This is a genomic window from Streptomyces sp. NPDC107562 (genome assembly GCF_055657325.1).
In genome coordinates this window covers 920,230-937,789 of sequence record NZ_JBVKBE010000001.1, presented here as the reverse complement: position 1 = coordinate 937,789, position 17,560 = coordinate 920,230, and the positions used below count along the sequence as shown (strand labels likewise).

Genomic DNA, 17,560 nt, shown 5'->3' with positions numbered 1-17,560 from the left:
CCCCGCGTGGGCTACGCTCCGCCCCCGGGGTATGTGCCTCCGTCTCAGCCCTTCTCGCCGATGCGGAGCGCCTCGTGAACATCACGATCGTCTTTCCCCCCGCAGCTGATCCTTCCCTGCCGTACGGCGCTCTGCCGTTGCTCGGCGCCGTCCTGAAGCGGGCCGGCTACGCGGACGTGTCGCTGCGCGACGTGAACCTGGAGGCGTTCGACGACCTCTGGAGACCGGACGCGCTGGCCGAGGCGCTGCACCGCGAGGACGCCCCCGGCCGGACCGGCGGCACGGCGGCCGAGGTGATCGCCGACATCGACGCGGCGCGCGCCATCCTGCGCGACCCGGTGGACTTCTACGACCCGATGAAGCTCCTGTTCGCCAAGCGCCTGTTCCATCTGGCCGGCGACCTGCTCTCGGCATCGCATCCGACGGTCCGGTTCGGCAAGTACTCCTACTCGCCGAGCTCCTACGACTCCTTCGAAGAGATCGAGGCCGCTGTCCGGACCGACGCGGGACCGCTCGCCCGATACTTCGAGACGACCACTGTTCCGTCGCTGCTGGCGGCGGCCCCGAAGGTAATCGGCATCTCCGTCCCGTACTTCTCCCAGCTGATCCCCGCGTTCATCCTGGCCGACCGCATCCGGGCCGCGGATCCTGGCGTCCACCTCACGTTCGGCGGCCCGGTGATCACCTGGGGCAAGGAGGTGCTGATGGCGGACGGACGGTTCGGACGCTGGCTGGACTCCTTCTTCGTCGGTGAGGCTGACGAGACGTTCCTGCACTTCGTCGACGCACTGCACGGCAAGCGCGACCTCGCCGCCGTCGCCAACATGGTCCGGTACGTGGACGGCCGGATCGTCAGCCAGCTCGACGACCATTACCAGCTCGACCTGGACTGGTCGCCCACGCCGGACTTCACGATGATGCCGATGGACCGCTATTTCGCGCCCAAGCGCATCATCTGTCTGATGCCCACGCGCGGCTGCTACTTCAACAAATGCGCCTTCTGCAACTACGCGTTCATCAAGATGACCCCGTACCGGATGCGTTCGCCGCGGCTCCTCGCCGAGGACGTCGCCACCATCCGCGCGGCTACCGGCGAGGACGTGTTCTCGTTCGAGTCCGACGTCATGCTGCCCCTGCACCTGAAGCAGATATCCGAAGCCCTGGTGGCCCGCGGCACGGACATCAAATGGCACGGCGTGGCCCGCTTCGAGAAGGGCATGACGGACGAACTCTTCTCCACCATGCGCCAGGCGGGCTGCGTGCGCCTGTACATGGGGATGGAGAGCGCCAACGAACGGGTGCTCAAGGCGATGGTCAAGGGCACCGACCGGCAGCGCATGTCGGAGATCCTGCGCATGTGCGGCTCGGCGGGCATCTCCGTGGAGGCCGGGGTGTTCAGCGGCTTCCCGTCCGAGACGGCGGAGGAGGCGGACGACACCTACCGGTTCGTCCGCGACCACCGACATGTCATAGCCCGTGCGGACGTGGGCACGTTCAGGCTGCTCAAGGGCGCGCCCATAGCGGACACCCCCGAGAAGTACGGGATCGTCGTGCTCGGCGACCCCAAGAAGCGCTGGTACCACCTGGACTTCCGGCACACGGCACCGGAGAAGGTGTCGGTCGGCGCGGCGGCCATGGAACGGATCCAGCGCCTCTACCCGGAGGTCGCCCTGATCGACGTGCCGGAGGACATCCTCTACAACGCCGATGTGGGCCCGAACGCGTTCCGCCGGTTCTTCGCCGCCGCCGGCGAAGCCAGCACCCCGTCGCAGGCGGTGCCCGACGAGGCGACGGTGGCCCTGTCCCCCGACTGCGAACTACAGCGGGTCCATGTGGCGAACTCCGGCGCCGTGCACTTCGGCAACCCCGCCGCGCAGGGCGCCCGCCCTGTCTTCGAGGTGTCACGCATGAACCTGACCATCGCCGTCGACAGGGCGGTTTCGGCCCTGTACCCCCTCAGCAGCGCGGAGGAGTTCGTGCTGCGCCGACTCGGGGAGGGCCCGATGTCCGCCGCCGGTGTGCGCACCGAGATCCAGGAGTACGCGGAGGCCGCCCCGGACGGCGACGACAAGGTCGACGTGAGCCTCCTGGACCATCTGGTGGCCCTGGGCGTCGTGGTCGTGGGCGCCGCGGACGCCGTCGCTGCGGCTGCTCCGTGATCGCTCGGATGCCGCTGCCCGCACACGGTCCCCTCATGTGGGGGCCCAGCCCGTCGGGCTGACCCCTGCACCGTGAGCCGGCCGCGTCGCCGGATGCGGACCTCTTCGGGCGGACAGGCGGTCCGGGCGTCGGCGCTGACGCGGTCGGGTGCCTGGAGCCGCTCGATCCTCGTGGCCTCGACCGATCAAGGGTTGTCACACTCTGCGCGGGCGGACGGTCATTCCTGGGAGAGCGGCAGAAGCCGTTCTCCGGGCCGGACAGCCGGTCCGGAGGCCGCTCGACGGGCACGGCGTCCGTGACACAGAGCCACCACGACACGCCGACTCCGTCACCGCCCCTCCCCCAACCCCGCGGCCGGCCGGATACGGGACGCGCGCGTCCCGTACTCCTGGCGCCACAGCACAGGAGAACTTCGTGTCCTATCACGAGCACACCGACCACCAGTACGCCAAGCACATCCGCGCCGGCGCCCCGGCGGCCTTCAAGGCCTTCACCGCCTGGGACGCAGAGGCTTTGCGTGGCACGGACAACGTCATCCCACGGAAATACGCCGAACTCATCGCCGTGGCTGTCGCACTGACCACCCAGTGCCCGTACTGCATCGAGGCCCACACCAAGGCCGCACACACCGCGGGCGCGACCCAGCAGGAGCTGGCCGAGACCATCATGATGGCCGCGGCCCTGCGTGCGGGTGGCAGCTTCGCCCACGGCTTCATGGCGATGAAGTTCTTCGACCAGGCCGAGGGCGGCGACGCCGCCGACGCGTGACCGAGAGCCGGTACCGAGACGGACCAAGCAGTCGGAGAAGCACCGCCTGGTCAGAGCTCTTCCGTACCGGCGGCGCCGATGAGATCGGCGCCCTCGGCCGCTCGGTAAGTCGGCACGCGACCAGGAGCCGTTTCGCCTGCCACGTCCATTGCGTAGGGTGAAAGATCTTCGGCCGGAGGCCACACCGGGTCGGCATCGCACGGCTCCGCACCGCGCGAGGACCGCACCATGGGGGCGTGCCGGCCCAGGGCCGCACCAGGCGGTGAGGGGACGCGAGGATGGCGGTAGGGACAGCAGCGCACAGGACGGTAGGGACAGCCGCGCACAGGCCGGTACGGACAGCAGCGCAGCCGACGGCCGGTGACATCACCGTGCGCCCCGCATCGCGCCCCACCACCTCGCACGGACGGGACCGACACGTCATCGCCCTGCTCGTCGTGCCCGACGCGGTCATGCTCGAAGTGGCCGTCGCCCAGCAGGTGTTCGGTCCCCGCATCGCCGCTCCGGGAGCGGCCACCCGGGACACCGTGTCGCCCTACCAGGTCGTGCTGTGCGGCGAGCGGTCACGCCAGCCCCTCTCCTCCGGCGCCGACCTGGGCGAACTGGCCCCGCTGGACGCCCTGGTGACGGCCGACACCGTGCTGGTACCCGGCGTCGAGGATCCCCGCGCCCCGCGCGGCGAGCGGCTGCTCGCCGCGTTGCGCGAGGCGCACGCGGCCGGCGCGCGCATGGTCTCCTTCTGCGCCGGCGCCTTCTTGCTCGGCGAAGCCGGCGTGCTCGACGGCCGGCGCGCCACGACGCATTGGCTGTTCTCCGACGACTTCCGCAGGCGCTTTCCCGCAGTGCGGCTGGAGCCGGAGCTGCTGTTCGTGGACGACGGGCCCGTGCACACCTCCGGCGGCGTCTTCTCCGCCACCGACCTGGCGCTTCACCTGCTCGCGCTCGACCTCGGCCAGGCGTACGCGAGCGACGTCGCGCGCCTGCTGGTCAGCGCGCCGCACCGGCAGGGCGGCCAGGCGCAGTTCGCGAAGGACTCGCTACGCCCCGCCCGCCGATCGTCCGACGGCTCCTTCCTGCGGTGGCTGCGCGATCATGTGCACGAGCCGTTGACCCTCGCCGAACTGGCGAGGCACGAGCACCTGAGCGAGCGCACCCTGGCGCGCAGGTTCCGCCAGGAGACCGGGATGAGCGTCTTCGACTGGATCACCCGCGAACGGGTCGACCAGGCCAAGGAGTTGCTGGAGACCACCGACCACCGTGTAACGGAGATCGCGGCCATGGTCGGCTTCGGCTCGTACGAGTCGTTCCGACGCAACTTCGAACGCACGGTCGGCACCACCGCCCTCGCCTACCGGCACACCTTCCGGCCCGCCCGGGCCGCACCGGCTCCCTGAGGACCGCCGAAGCGGCCGCACCGCGCGCGCCGCACCTGCGCGCGGCCGGGCTACCCGGGGAGCTTCGACGCGAGTACGTCCACCGGCGTGATGGTGGGCTGCACGCTGAACAGTTCCTCACCGCGCGCCTCGATCTCCTGGCGCACCTTGCCCTGGAGGTGCGTCTCGCGGTCCTCCTCCGTCTCGAAGGCGTCGAAGATGCGGAACGAGGTGGGGCCGAGCCGGAATGCGAACCAGGCCAGCGTCCCGGGCTCCGCGTCGACCAGTGTTTTCGCGTGCCGGAGGAAGGCGGCGACGTCCTCCTCCTTGCCCGGCCTGGCCTCGAACTCGACCAGGAATCCGAATGCGGGCATCTTGTCCTCCCGTGAGGGATGAGGGCCCGGCGGTTGCGCACCGGGCATGGTGGGGGTGACGAATCGACTATGCCCCTCCCTGGCAGGCCGGACAGCACGCATCCCGCCACCGGAACCCCAGATCCGGACCACATCGCCCGGTTGGCTTCCAGGTCGACTGCACGAGGGCGCAAAAGGGGTAAAACAGAGGGGGTAGATCATGACAAGTCGACATTGGTTGCGAACCTAGCGCCGCGCCGCGGTGACCGACCGGAGGACGAGATGAGCACCTACCTGATCAACCACCTGCGCATCCCCGGTGGCGTGCCGAATGAGCAGGGCCTGACCTATCTTGAGCGCGTCGAGGAGACCGTACGGCCGTACGGCGGCAGGTGGCTCGCTCAGGGCGAGGCGGACGTGGTCGAGGGCGCCTGGCCGGGCTCAGTCGTCCTGATGGAGTTTCCCAGCATGCAGTCGGCTCGCGACTGGTACGACTCCCCCGAGTACCGCGCGATCCGGCCCCTGCGGACCGACAACTCCATCAGCGACATGATCATGGTTGACGGTGTGGGACCTGACTTCACCGTGGCCGGCTTTGCCCAGCAGGTGCGCGCCGCCACGACGTCGTCCGCATAGCGACACATGCCCTTCCGCCCACACCTCGCGAGGCCGGCGCCCGGTGAGTCCCTGACGAACTCGGCGAGACACCGTATGACTGAGACATGTTCATGCCAGAATGCGGCCAGCGCTGCTCACTCGCGAGGCAGCACCGCGACCCAGGGGGCATGAAGAAATCATGAAGCTGACGACTCGTCTCGGGACCTTCCTAGGTGCAGCCACGCTCCTCACCGGAGCGCTGTCCGGCAGCGCGGCTGCGGCGCCGACGTCCGAGGCCACTCCCATGGGTGGCTGCACCTTCGGGATGATCTGCGGCGTCGTCTACAACTATCTGCCCAGCAACTACACCGTGAAGATCGGTGACTTCGAAGGCGGCTCCTCCACCTGCTCGACATGGAACGCCGGGTCACTGAAATGTACGCACTGGTGGCTCCCCGGCAACAAGAGCAGCAAGGACATCCGCGGGACCTGGTCGGACACCGACGGCTTCATGGTGGAATCGGCGTACTGGGTGCACGACCACGGAGACGGCGGAGACGACCCGAAGAAGGTCAACGCCTTCGTCTGGACCAAGATCTCCAACCATGAACTCGCGCGGTGCGAGGAGCGCTCGGGGTACGGGGTGTTCTGCGAGATCGACATGATCTGACCTCGCTGCTTCGAAGCGGCCCGTCGGGATCTCCGGCGGGCCGTTCGGCTGACTGCTCAGATGGAGCTCAACGACCACGCCAGCCAACCCCCGCTACCCGAGCGACGGCGCCCGCGCCAGCTTGAGGTAGTCAGGTACGTCGGATGACCAGTACGGCGACGTCGTCGAGGTGGTCCACCGCGACCGCGGCGTCAAGGATGCGGTCGGCGGTCTCCTCGGCGTTCAGTCCGTCGTGGAGCGCCGTGCCCGCCAGTGTTCCCGCCCGTTCCAGCCCGGCTTCCAAGGTGAGGCCCGGTCCTTCGACCAAGCCGTCGGTGACCATGACCAGCGCACTGTCCTGGTCCAGGGTGAAGGTCTCCTCGCGGTACTCGGTACCGGGCACGACTCCCAGGACCGGGCCGCCCGGCAGCTCGCGGATGCTGTGGCTGCCGTCCTTGCGCGCGTACAGCAGCGGCACGTGGCCGGCGCTTGCGCCGGTGACCTGTCCGTCGCAGGGGTCGAGATGCAGCATGGTGCAGCTGGCGAAGCGATCCGCGCCCATCGTGACGAGCAACTCGTTGATACGCGTCAGCACGGTCGCGGGATCCGGCTCGTGGGCGGCGATCGCACGTATGGAGGCACGCACCTGTCCCATGGCTGCGGCAGCGTCCACGTCATGCCCCTGGGCGTCGCCGATCTCCATGGCGACCGTGCCGTCAGGCGTGGCAAAGGCGTCGTACCAGTCGCCGCCGATGTCCAACCCGTCCCGGCTCGGTCGGTAGCGGGCGGCGACCTCCAGGCCCGCGAGATGCTTGGGCAGCCTGGGGAGCATGGACTGCTGCAGCGCTGTGGCCAGCCCGACGCGCGCCTGCTGCAACCTGATGCGCCGCAACGCCTGGCCCGCCAGATCGGCCAGCGTACCCACGAGGGTCTGCTCATCCAGGGACGGCCGGTGTCCGCTGCCGTAGAACACCAGCCATCCCCCGAGCGGCTGGTTGCCAGGCTCGGTGAGGGGCATGACTGAGACGGCGTAGTCGGAGCCGAGGCGGGCGAGCTGCCGAAATTCAGCCCTGTGCGGCCAACGGCGGATGTAGTCCTCCCGGTCGGGGATGAAGTAGGACTTGCCCGTGCGGATCGCTTCAGTCAGCGGGGTCGGATGGTCCAGCGACATGCCGTGCAGGTCGTCAACCTCCCACATGGCTATCCCGGCGTCGGTGGAGATGCGCAGGCGGTCGTCGTCGACGAGCGCGAGCAGGGCGCCGCCGGCGCCGAAGGATGCGGCGAGCCGGGTCAGGACGACCTGCTGCATCTCCTGCTCCGTGGCTGCGGTGATCAAGGCGGAGGAGAAGTCGGCGATGTCCTTGGCGCGTTGTCGCTCTGCGGTGAGCGCCGCATGCGCCTTCTCCCTTCGTTTCTCCTGCCTGGTGTCGTCGCGGACCATCCCGAAGGTTCGTTCGGGACCGCCGTAGCCCAGCTGGATCGCCTTCCTCACCCACCTGCTCGCTCCCGATGAGGTGCGCGGCGGGCAGTAACGTCCCCGGCCGCCCTGTCCCGCGCGAGGACAGCCACTGCGCCCCCGCCGCCCCGGGCTACGGTCACGGAGTCCTCCTCGGCGCCGGAGTGAACCCTCCCCGCCGCCGAGGAGGCGTCGCCGTCGCCTCGCGCGCCGTGCGGCGGCGCGCAGCCCGTTCGGCGACCTCACGCGAAGTACCGCCGTCTCCGGCGGGTTCGCCCACGCCACGGTCCCGTCGACGGCGCGCTCGGACGCTCCGCCACTGAGAGGGGCACGAGCGTGCTGGTGCCGGGTGCGGTAGCGATACCCATCGCGGCCGGGACGTGCACAGCGCCACCACCTACCGAGCCCTCCCCCCGCCGGTCCGGACGAGGGGTGCGCCGCGGCGCAGGGACGTGCGGCTGCCCCCCGCGGTGACGGCGGATCCGCCCCACATGCCCACCGGCGCGTACGGCGTAGCCCCGGACGAAGCGACCGTGGTTGGCCTGCTGCAGCCGCCGCAGACTGATGCCGCGCGGTCCGACAAGCGCTCCCCGCGGGGGACGAGTGATCCCCGGCCGGCATCCGGGCGGGAATCAGCACACGAGAGGAACAAGACATGCCGTTCGTGCATCGTCGTATGGAAACTCCGGGACCTGGTGAGGCCTTTCGCCTGGTCAAGGCCGAGACGCCGGCGCCGGCGCCGGACAGAGGGCAGGTCCGGGTCCGGGTGCACGCCTGCGGGGTCTGCCACTCCGACGCGATGGTGACGGGCGGGTACCTGCCGGGGACCCGGTTCCCGCTGACGACGGGGCACGAGATCGCCGGGCACGTCGAGGCCGTCGGTGAGGGCGTGGAAGGCTGGTCCGTCGGTGACCGGGTCGCCGTCGGCTGGTACGGCGGCAGTTGCGGTCACTGTGACGCCTGCCGGGACGGCGACGGGATCTACTGCCCGCAGGCCCAGGTGCCCGGCCTGGCCTATCCGGGCGGGTTCGCGGACCTGGTCGTCGTACCCGAGGAGGCGCTGGCACCGGTACCGGACGACCTCACCTACGAGGAGGCCGCGCCGCTGGCCTGCGCGGGCGTCACCGTGTACAACGCCCTGCGCCGCAGCGCGGCGCGTCCTGGTGACACCGTCGCCGTCCTCGGGCTGGGCGGGCTGGGGCATCTCGGGGTGCAGTTCGCCAATGCCATGGGGTTCGACACCGTTGCGATCGCCCGCGGCGAGGACAAGGCCGCGTTCGCCCACAAGCTGGGCGCCCGTCACTACGTCGACAGCGCGTCGGAGAACGTCGCGGCGCGGCTGCAGGCTCTCGGCGGTGCGAAGCTCGTCCTCGCGACGGTGCCCAACGGTCCCGCCGTCGCGGCCACGGTCGACGGGCTCGGCCGCCGGGGTGAGCTGGCCGTCGTCGGTCTCTCCGTGGACAACATCGACGTGAGCTCCATGCAGTTGGCCCTGGCCGGGCGGCGCGTCTACGGGCACGCCTCCGGGACCTCCCTCGACACCAGGGACACCCTGAGGTTCGCCGCGCTGAGCGGTGTACGTCCCTGGATCGAGACCCGGCCTCTTGAGCAGGCCGGAGAGGCCATGGCCAGGATGGCGTCGGGGCAGGCCCGGTTCCGCATGGTCCTCACCACGGGCGCCTGATCCGCTGCCGCCGGGAGGAGGACCCCGGACCCGGGGTGAGGCGGGAAGCAGCCGCCTCACCCCGGGGGCGTACGGACCCCGCCACCGCACCGACAGCGGCTGCGGTGCGGCACGCAGGCCGCTCACATCGTCGGGTCGGCCACGTGTACGTCACCGGTGTCGACATCGTCACGGATCGCAAGCATTCGCTACGACCGGTAACACTCGTCATTGATTGGGACCGTGGTGAGGCGGCCGGTACCGCCGCAGACTGATGTCAGGGCCGTTGCGAAGATCCCCACAGCCGCACGGTCGAGGAACCGGTTCCTCGCCGTGGGACGCCGCCGTGCCGCCGCCGTCCGGCGCCTGCGGCGGGCCACGGAAGCAGCCGTCGGACCGAGCCGGGCAGGCCACGACCGTGAATCCCTCCGGCCCGGCCCGACACCGCCCGGCCCTCGCCTCGACCGCCTGACTCATCGCAGGGAGAAAGACCATGGACCGTACAGAACTCGGCAGGTTCCTGCGATCACGGCGCGAGGCGATGCAGCCGGCCGAGGTGGGCCTGCCCGGCGGCGGCCGACGCCGGACGCCCGGCCTGCGGCGCGAGGAGGTCGCCATGCTGGCGGGAGTCTCGGCCGACTACTACGAACGCTTCGAGCAGGCGCGCGGAGTCAGGCCGTCGGAGCAGATCGTCGCGTGTCTCGCCCGGGCACTGCGCCTGTCCGTCGACGAACGGGACTACCTCTACCGGCTCGCCGGCTACCAGCCGCCACCCCCGTTCGTGAGCAAGGGCTACGTCGACCCGGGGCTCATGTACCTCCTGGACGCCCTGCCCACCACACCCGCCGTCGTCGCGGACAACCTGAGTTACGTCATCGCCCAGAACGACCTCGGCAGGTCTCTGCTCGGCGACTGGACGGGCCGGGAAGGACGGGAGTCGAACGTGGTGTGGCGGTGGTTCACCGACCCCTCCAGCCGTTCCGTCTACGCCCCGGAGGACCATGAAGCCATCTCCCGGGCCTACGCCGCCGATCTGCGGGCGGTCATGGAGGCACACGCGCACGATCGGACCGCGGTCGGCCTCGTGGACGACCTGCTGGAGCACAGCACCGAGTTCGCGAAGCTGTGGGACGAACGGGAAGTGGCCGTCCTGAGGTCGGCGCGCAAGACCATCGTCCACCCGTCCGTGGGGCGCATGGTCGTCCAGTGCGACGTCGTCCGCGGTGCGTCGACCAGCCACGTGCTCATCATGTTCCGCCCGCAACCGGGAACCGACGCGGCCGAGAAGTTCGCCTTCCTCCAGGCTTTGGGCACCCAGGCGTTCGGCTGAGCGGCCGTCGCGAAAGTGGGTTGTCGGACTGGACCTGCCCTGCGACAGGTAGCCGGTTCATGTCAGGTTCTGGAGGATCGCAGTTTCTGGGGACTGTCAGAGGCGATCGGGAGGCTGCGCAGTGTCAGCCCTGTCGGCGGGGGCAGCGGCTTGTCGGCCGTGTCGGTGCGGAACGACTGGAGCAGATAGGCCACCAGGCGCCGGGACGCTGCATCGTCATCCGGCAGGGCCGTCACCAGGCCGCAGTGTGCCAACAGGACCACGGCGAGGTCGGAAGGGTGAAAATCGGGCCGCAGTGCGCCCGACGCCTGGGCCCTGCGTACGAGGGTCGTGAAATCCCGCTCTGCTCGCTGCCGGGACTTCGCGTGTTCCGGCGTGCTTTCCGGGAAGGCCGCGACGAACGCGGCCGGGAATCCGCGTTCCTCCCGTTGCAGAGCGCAGATCGTCTCGAAGAGTTGCTGGAAGCCCTGCCACGGGTCAGGGGCGGCCAGAGCTTCGGTGAGCGCCCGCGCGCAGGTCTCCATCTGTTGCGCGAACGCGCCCCGCACCAGAGCGTCCCGGGTCGGGAAATGCCGGTACAGCGTTGCTACGCCGACCCCGGCCCGTCGGGCCACGGTCGCCATCGGGGCGTCGATCCCGCGCTCCGCAAAGACCGCGCGGGCGGCGACAAGGACGCGCTCCCGGTTGCGCCTGGCGTCCGACCGCACCCTGTCCCGGGCTGCGATCCGAGAGGAATCCGCCATCACTGTCTCTCTCTTCGGCTCCAAGTGGACGATTGCGTCCACTTAAGAGCCTACGGTCGCTGCCAGATCCCTGTACGGCCCCCGGCGGCAAAGGCAGACGATGAACGACCACATGATGAAAGCAGTGCTCTACGACCGCTACGGCGGCCCCGATGTGCTCTATACGGGCCGCGTGCCACGCCCCGAGCCGGCCCCCGGCGAGGTCCTTGTGAGGGTGTGCGCGTTCAGCGTCAACGGCGGCGAACTGGCAGCCCGTGCCGGCCGTCTCCGCCTCCTGAGCGGTCGGAAGTTCCCCAAGCGCGTCGGCTTGGACTTCACCGGCGAGGTCGCCGCACTGGGTACCGGAGTCACACGGTTCGCGGCCGGTGACCGCGTGTGGGGGGTCTTGGGCCGCACCTCCGGGTTCGGCAGCGCTGCCGAGTACGTCACGGTGCCCGCCGAGCGGGTCGGCCGGGTTCCCGACGGCCTTGACCTGGTGGACGCCGCCGCGCTTCCGGTGGCCACCACGGCCATCACCGCGCTGCGGGACAAAGCCGGGCTGCGCCCCGGCGAGCGCCTCCTCGTCCGGGGCGCGGCGGGTGGCGTCGGCAACGCCGCAGTCCAGCTCGGACGGGCGTACGGCGCCGAGGTCACGGCCCTGGCCCGGGCAGCCAACCTGGACTTCGTCCGCGGGCTCGGCGCACACAAGGCCGTTGACCACCGGACCGTGCGGCCGACGGAATTGGACCGCTTCGACGTGGTCCTGGACACCGCGGGGACCGACCTGCGGGCCTTCCGGCGCCTACTGAATCCTGGCGGGCGCATGGTCACCATCGCTTTCGACCTCAAACGGCCTGCTGCCTCGCTCAGCTACCTCGCGGCCAGTACTGTCCACGGACACGGACGGGTGCGCTTCTTCAGCGGAAACCCCACGCAGGCGGACTTCGACGACCTCGCCCGCCATGTGGTCGAGGGCAAGCTGAGCCCCGCGGTGGACACGGTCTTCCCCTTGGAGGAGACGCCAGCGGCACACCGGGCGCTGGAGACGGGCGGCGTCCAGGGCAAGTACGTGGTCAGGGTGGTGTAGAACGTCTGAAGGTGCCGACACAGCCACTCGGTGATGGCAGCGATGAGGCCGCAGCCCGCGAGAACTTGGCCGGCTCTGCCGGGCGGGGGGCCAGCAGGCTCGGGGTCCGCCGCTCCAGTTTCGTCGGGTCCACCGAGCCGCGCGGGTGCCTGCCGTATGCGGCTGCGCGGGACGCGGTGCGGCAGCGCGCTCAGTTTCGGGTTCGGAGTCGACGTCTACGCCGTTGTCGGTCGCCAGTCCCGAAAAGCCCGTGGCGTAGCCCTTCCGGCAGCCCGGACTCCCCGCCTTCCCCGCGCCGGTACAGCTCCGCCAGGACCACGACCGTCTCCCCCGCCGCGAAATCCGCCGCAGTGACACACTGGCGCAGTCCCGCTTCGGTGAACGACAACTGAGGTGTCCGGGTGAAAACGGCGCCGGGTGGTGACGCAAGCCTCGCCGACGAACCGGACCCGCGGCCGACGGATGAGAACGACCCTGCCGACCGCCGTCGAGCGGGCGTCGGGCCGAGGCCGGGCCTCGCGCCGGCCGGCCGGAGCCGTCTGACCTTGACCGGACACTGACTGAGCGTCCGTGGTCGGACGGGCGGAGGGCAGATCGAGTTCGGGAGGCATGAGGCGGAACGCCCGCGAAACCTTACGGTCTCAGCTCTCCCAGGGCAGGCGCTGCATGGTCAGGTCGACCAGGCCCAGGAGCGTCTCGCGGGTCGCGCCGGAGGCCGCCTCGACGGCGATGCCCTCCGCGAGGGCGACGACATAGCGGGCCGCCACACCGGGTTCGACGGTGACCGGCAGTTCTCCGTCACGCCGCGCCCGCGCGAACCGTTCGGTGAGCATGACATGGGCGGCCTTACGGCGGTTGCACAGGTCGTCAGCGACGTCTCGGGAGGCATCACCCGTGGCGAGGGCCCCCTGCACCAGCAGACAGCCCGGTGGTGTGGCCTCGCCCGTGGACTTCTCCGCCGCCCCGGTGAGCCAGCAGCGCACCACATCCCGGACGTCGGCGGCTTCGACGCACTGTGGGCCGTAGGAGAAGACGGTGTCGATGTACCGGTCCACGACCTGTGTGAACAGTCCGGCCTTCGACCCGAAGGCGCCGTAGATGCTGCCGGGCTTCAGTCCGGTCGCCTCGCCGAGGTCCGACATGGTCGCGCCTTCGTAGCCCCTCTCCCAGAAGATGTGCAGGGCCGACTGCAGGACATCGTCGACGTCGAAGTCACGGGGGCGCCCCCTGGCCATGGTCCACCTCGCCCATTTCGTAGCGTTCGTTCAAATATAGCGCCTGCCCGCGGCGGGTCAGCCCGGGTGTCGGGTTTGACAGGCCCTGAGGGCGGTGCAAATATTTGAGCGGTCATTCAAAAAGCCACCCGGCACGGCCGGACCTAATTTTTGAGCGTACGCTCAATTTAAGCCATGCGGCTCGGCGCGGGACCGTGGAGAGTCCCGGATCGCCTGCCGCCATGTCCGTACATTCGTGATCGGCCGCAATGCGGCCTGAGACTTGGGAGTACCCATGACCGAGAAGCCCCTGAGGGGCAAGGTCACCCTGGTGACGGGCGGATCCCGCGGCATCGGAGCGGCCACGGCGAACCGGCTCGCTCGCGAGGGTGCCGACGTCGTCATCAGTTACCAGTCGGCCGCCGACAAGGCCCAGGAGGTCGTACGGCGGATCGAGTCGCACGGCGTGCGCGCCAAGGCCGTCGCCTCCGATCAGGGCGATACCGCGCAGGCCGCGCGGTTGATCGACATGGTCGTGGACTCACTGGGCCGGCTCGACATCCTCGTCAACAACGCCGGGGTGTTCGTGACCGGACCGATCGACGCCGTGGACACCGACGTCGAGGCCTTCGAGCGTCAGCTGTCCACCAACGTGCGAGGCCTGGTCGCCACCACGCGCGCCGCGGCACAGGTGATGGGCGAGGGGGGCCGGATCGTCTCGATGAGTTCGACGGCGGCCCTGCGCGCGCCCTTCCCCGGGCTGGGCGACTACGCGGCGACGAAGGCCGCCGTGGAGGCGTACACCCGCGGGTGGTCCCGTGACCTCGGACCGCGAGGCATCACCGTCAACGCCGTCCAGGTCAGCTCGATCAGCACCGACATGAACCCGGACACCGGACCCTTCGCGGACGTCCAGCGGTCGATGAACGCGCTGGGACGGTACGGCACGGCCGAAGAGGTCGCGGCAGCGATCTGCTTCCTTGCGGGCCCGGAGGCGAACTTCATCACCGGCACCACACTCGCCGTCGACGGCGGTTTCCTGGCCTGAGCACCGGCCCCGCCCGGACGTGCGCCGGGCGGGGTCGACGCACAGCCGCTCGGCGGCCGGCGGAACGCCGGTCGCCAGGCGGACCGACAGTGCGAGTCGGCCCCGCCCGGCGCCGGCCGGCAGCAGACCTGGGCGGCACACCCGCACGCAGTGGACGCGTGCGCAGTACACAGTCGGATTCGGAGAAGCATGATGCGTATCGGCATGATCGGCGCGGGCGGCATCGCGCAGGCGGCGGCCACGGCCTTCCTTCGCGGTGGACACGAGGTCGTGTTCAGCAACAGCCGGGGGCCGCAGTCCCTGGCGTCGCTCATCCTGCATTTCGGTCCCAGGTCCTCCGCGGGCACGGTCGCTCAGGCGGCACGGCAGGACATCGTGGTCCTCGCGGTGCCGTGGCGGTCCGTGCCCACCGCGGTCGCGGGTCTCGACCCGTGGGAGAACCGGATCGTCGTCGACACCACCAACCCGTTGCAGGCGCCGGACTTCATCCCGGCCGACCTGCACGGCCGAACGTCGAGCGAGGTGGTCCAGGACATGCTCCCCGGCGCTCGGGTCGTGAAGACGCTCAACACATGGGCGCCGGCCCTCCTCGCGGCGGACCCGAATGCGGAGGGGGGCCGGCGCGTCCAGTTCGTCTCCGGTGACTCGTCCGAGGCCCGGGCGGCTGTGGGCCGGCTCCTCGAATCCGCGGGGTTCTCGGCGATCGACCTCGGCGCACTCGCCACCGGCGGCGCGCTTCAGCAGTTCCCCGGCGGGCCTCTGCCCACGCTGAACCTCGTGCGCTTCTGACCCCGTCCATGGGACCGCACGGACCAAGCACCTGCATGTTGCCCCGGCGCCCGCCACGCCCACGTCGGCGATTGATCCCATGGTCCAGAATCATGATCGACAACCCGTGCTCGCACTCCACCTGCTGGAGGATCCATGGAACTCGGTCTCGCCCTGCCTACCGCAGGGCCGCACACCTCGCCGGAGACGATCGTCAAAGTCGCCAAGGAGGCCGAGCGGTTGGGCTACAGCACCTTGTGGACGTTTGAACGCCTGCTCCGTCCGCTCGACAAGGTCGTGCTGTGGACCGGTGGTGAGCCTGAGACGGTGCCGGAGTTCTACGGCTCGACGTACGAACCGCTGGAGACGCTGAGCCACGTCGCCGCCGTGACCGACCGCATCAAACTGGGTACGGCGATCCTGGTGGCACCACTGCACGTACCTGTGATGCTCGCCCGCCGACTCGCCACCCTGGACCATTTCAGCGGCGGCAGGGTCATCGCCGGTCTGGGACAGGGATGGCAGCAGTACGAGTTCGAGACAGCGAACGTGTCGAGCAGCCGGAAGGGCGCCCGCACCGAGGACTTCATCGCGGCGATGCGGGCAGCGTGGGGTCCAGACCCGGTCCGGCACGAGGGCGAGTTCTACCGGATCGTGCCGTCGCAGGTGAACCCCAAGCCGCTCCAGGCCCACATCCCGGTCCTGCTCGCCGCGAACTCGCCGTCCGCCATCAAGCGCGCCGGCCGGATCGCGGACGGCCTCATCCCCATCACCTCTTCGGAGCAGGAGCTGCGCGGCATCGTGTCCGCGTTCCATGCTGCGGCCCGGGAGTCCGGCCGCGACCCGGCGGACCTCATGGTCGTCAACCAGGTGCCCTGGCCCACGCCGATCACCCGTGAGCCGATCGGGGACCCTCGTCCCTTCCTCGGCGGGTCCCCCCGGCAGATCGCCGAGGACCTGGCGGCCGCCCGCGAGACCGGTGCGACCCAGGTATACCTCGCCGGTGGACAGGGCCTCGGGCTCGACGTGGGTCTGCAAGCCTCAGACGTGGAGCAATGGCTCGAGCTGCTCGGTGAGGTGATCGAGGCGGCCAACCGTCTCGGCGTCCTCGAGCCGGGGAGATCCGATACAGGTAAGTGATGGGCCCGAATGAATGGCCAGTTCCTGGCTTGCAGCACGCCAGTGCAACGTCAGTGAAAGGACCTCAAGAACTGGCGGGCGGTCGAACGTCACGGTGATCGATGTGCGCATCCCGTGTGTCGTGCGGAAGGGCTCCAGACCCCCGGCCAAGCAAAGCGGCAACGGTAAGCAACTGATCGGGGTCGATCAGGGGTTTCCCGGGCCGCCCGGTCGCCACCAGGCCATGACTTTCCACAACTTCGGGCAGCGCGGGACCTTGCCGTGTCGACAGGGTCCCGCGCCATCAGCCGCAGAGGATCGCCGAAGACGTGCCCTCTGCGAGGGACATCCTGGCCATCAGGCCCGACGGCCCGGCCTCACTTCAGGTGCCGGGTGAAGAACCGGGCCGCGGCCTCCCCCGCGTGCTGCGGGACGCCGGTGTGCCCGCCCATGTTGGCGTGCAGGGACTTCTCCTTGGAGCCGAAGGCGTCGAACAGGTCCAGGGCGGCCTGCCGGTCGTTGCCTTCGTCGTCCCACTGCAGCAGGACGTGCAGCGGAATGGTGACCTTGCGGGCCTCCTCGAACATGGCGCGAGGCACGAAGCTCCCGGCGAACAGGCCGGCGGCCACGATGCGCGGCTCGACCACCGCCAGCCGTACGCCGATGGAGATCACTCCCCCCGAGTAGCCGACCGGGCCGTCGACCTCGGGCAACGACAGGAGGGCGTCCAGGGCGGCCTGCCATTCCGGGACCGCCTTGTCGACCAAAGGGAGGATGAGGGCATCGATGATCTCGTCGGTGATCGGCTCGCCGGCCTCCAGGGCCCGGCGCAGGGCGGCGTGGGCCCGCTCGGCGGCGGCCCCACGGGGCCGGTCGCCGCTGCCGGGGAGCTCGATGGTTGCCGTGGCGAAGCCATCGGCCGCGGCGTGCCGTGCCCGCGCCACCAGCCGCGGATACACCCTGCGCAGTCCGAGCGGCGGGGGGCCGAGCAGAATCAGCGGGACCGGTGCGGCTGCGGACGCGGACGCGGGCGTCCACAGGATGCCGGGGATTTCGCCGAGGTTGAACTCGCGCTCGAGGACGCCGTCGTCGAGACGCTGTTCAGAAGTGAAGTGCATGGTAGGGCCTTTCGGGAGTGCTCCTGGACGGCGCTCCCGGACGATCTATCGCCCGACCGTGACCCCGGAGGGGAGCACCCATGTCGATACTGTGTTCACGGGTACCACCTCCTCGTTCTCGCACGGCCTTCGGCA

General features: G+C 70.0%; 16 protein-coding genes. 11 read left to right on the top strand and 5 right to left on the bottom strand.

The genetic code is table 11. The annotated features are described in order from the left end of the window. Positions 1-74: 74 nt before the first annotated feature. From ACZ7LV_RS04245 to ACZ7LV_RS04235, 3 genes are all read left to right on the top strand, one after another. Complete coding sequence (locus ACZ7LV_RS04245) at positions 75-2,159, top strand: B12-binding domain-containing radical SAM protein (RefSeq protein WP_471935501.1); 2,085 nt, start codon at positions 75-77, stop codon at positions 2,157-2,159. Positions 2,160-2,574: 415 nt separating this feature from the next. Further along, complete coding sequence (locus tag ACZ7LV_RS04240) at positions 2,575-2,928, top strand: carboxymuconolactone decarboxylase family protein (protein ID WP_471935499.1); 354 nt, start codon at positions 2,575-2,577, stop codon at positions 2,926-2,928. 371 nt (positions 2,929-3,299) lie between these two features. Then, a complete protein-coding gene (locus ACZ7LV_RS04235; RefSeq protein ID WP_471935497.1) occupies positions 3,300-4,322 on the top strand; it encodes a GlxA family transcriptional regulator in 1,023 nt (340 codons plus the stop codon). A gap of 50 nt (positions 4,323-4,372) precedes the next feature. Here the strand turns inward: ACZ7LV_RS04235 and ACZ7LV_RS04230 are convergent, their stop codons facing one another. Next, positions 4,373-4,675, bottom strand: a complete 303-nt coding sequence (locus tag ACZ7LV_RS04230) for a putative quinol monooxygenase (protein WP_471935495.1) — start codon at positions 4,673-4,675, stop codon at positions 4,373-4,375. A gap of 261 nt (positions 4,676-4,936) precedes the next feature. Here ACZ7LV_RS04230 and ACZ7LV_RS04225 point away from each other — a divergent pair, with 261 nt between their 5' ends. Next, entirely contained in the window at positions 4,937-5,290 is a 354-nt protein-coding gene (locus ACZ7LV_RS04225) for a DUF1330 domain-containing protein (RefSeq protein WP_471935493.1), read from the top strand. Between the two features lie 160 nt (positions 5,291-5,450). Further along, entirely contained in the window at positions 5,451-5,921 is a 471-nt protein-coding gene (locus ACZ7LV_RS04220) for a hypothetical protein (protein WP_471935491.1), read from the top strand. A 130-nt stretch (positions 5,922-6,051) separates the two neighbouring features. On the opposite strand, the gene ACZ7LV_RS04215 is transcribed toward ACZ7LV_RS04220, so the two are convergent. Continuing rightward, positions 6,052-7,341, bottom strand: coding sequence for a PP2C family protein-serine/threonine phosphatase (locus ACZ7LV_RS04215; RefSeq protein ID WP_471935489.1), 1,290 nt, complete (start codon positions 7,339-7,341; stop codon positions 6,052-6,054). 670 nt (positions 7,342-8,011) lie between these two features. Between ACZ7LV_RS04215 and ACZ7LV_RS04210 the strand changes: the two genes are divergently transcribed. Then, positions 8,012-9,040 carry an alcohol dehydrogenase catalytic domain-containing protein gene (locus ACZ7LV_RS04210; protein WP_471935487.1) on the top strand — a complete coding sequence of 343 codons (1,029 nt, stop codon included), beginning with the start codon at positions 8,012-8,014 and terminating at the stop codon, positions 9,038-9,040. A 472-nt stretch (positions 9,041-9,512) separates the two neighbouring features. Next, complete coding sequence (locus ACZ7LV_RS04205) at positions 9,513-10,349, top strand: helix-turn-helix transcriptional regulator (RefSeq protein ID WP_471935485.1); 837 nt, start codon at positions 9,513-9,515, stop codon at positions 10,347-10,349. Positions 10,350-10,411: 62 nt separating this feature from the next. Here ACZ7LV_RS04205 and ACZ7LV_RS04200 read toward each other — a convergent pair whose 3' ends face one another. Further along, entirely contained in the window at positions 10,412-11,092 is a 681-nt protein-coding gene (locus ACZ7LV_RS04200; protein WP_471936109.1) for a TetR/AcrR family transcriptional regulator, read from the bottom strand. 100 nt (positions 11,093-11,192) lie between these two features. On the opposite strand from ACZ7LV_RS04200, the gene ACZ7LV_RS04195 reads away from it, so the two are divergent. Then, positions 11,193-12,158: an NAD(P)-dependent alcohol dehydrogenase gene (locus tag ACZ7LV_RS04195; RefSeq protein WP_471935483.1), complete on the top strand. Its 966-nt coding sequence runs from the start codon at positions 11,193-11,195 to the stop codon at positions 12,156-12,158. A gap of 641 nt (positions 12,159-12,799) precedes the next feature. Here the strand turns inward: ACZ7LV_RS04195 and ACZ7LV_RS04190 are convergent. After that, a complete protein-coding gene (locus ACZ7LV_RS04190) occupies positions 12,800-13,393 on the bottom strand; it encodes a TetR/AcrR family transcriptional regulator (RefSeq protein ID WP_471935481.1) in 594 nt (197 codons plus the stop codon). 274 nt (positions 13,394-13,667) lie between these two features. Between ACZ7LV_RS04190 and ACZ7LV_RS04185 the strand changes: the two genes are divergently transcribed. From ACZ7LV_RS04185 to ACZ7LV_RS04175, 3 genes are all read left to right on the top strand, one after another. Then, positions 13,668-14,420, top strand: a complete 753-nt coding sequence (locus ACZ7LV_RS04185; RefSeq protein WP_471935479.1) for an SDR family NAD(P)-dependent oxidoreductase — start codon at positions 13,668-13,670, stop codon at positions 14,418-14,420. A gap of 150 nt (positions 14,421-14,570) precedes the next feature. Further along, the gene (locus ACZ7LV_RS04180) at positions 14,571-15,209 is read left to right on the top strand and encodes an NADPH-dependent F420 reductase (RefSeq protein ID WP_471935477.1); all 639 of its coding nucleotides are present in this window, start codon (positions 14,571-14,573) and stop codon (positions 15,207-15,209) included. 135 nt (positions 15,210-15,344) lie between these two features. Continuing rightward, positions 15,345-16,328 (top strand): TIGR03619 family F420-dependent LLM class oxidoreductase, encoded by a 984-nt coding sequence (locus ACZ7LV_RS04175; protein ID WP_471935475.1) that lies wholly within the window; start codon positions 15,345-15,347, stop codon positions 16,326-16,328. Positions 16,329-16,684: 356 nt separating this feature from the next. On the opposite strand, the gene ACZ7LV_RS04170 is transcribed toward ACZ7LV_RS04175, so the two are convergent. Further along, the gene (locus tag ACZ7LV_RS04170; protein ID WP_471935473.1) at positions 16,685-17,425 is read right to left on the bottom strand and encodes an alpha/beta hydrolase; all 741 of its coding nucleotides are present in this window, start codon (positions 17,423-17,425) and stop codon (positions 16,685-16,687) included. Positions 17,426-17,560: the final 135 nt, after the last annotated feature.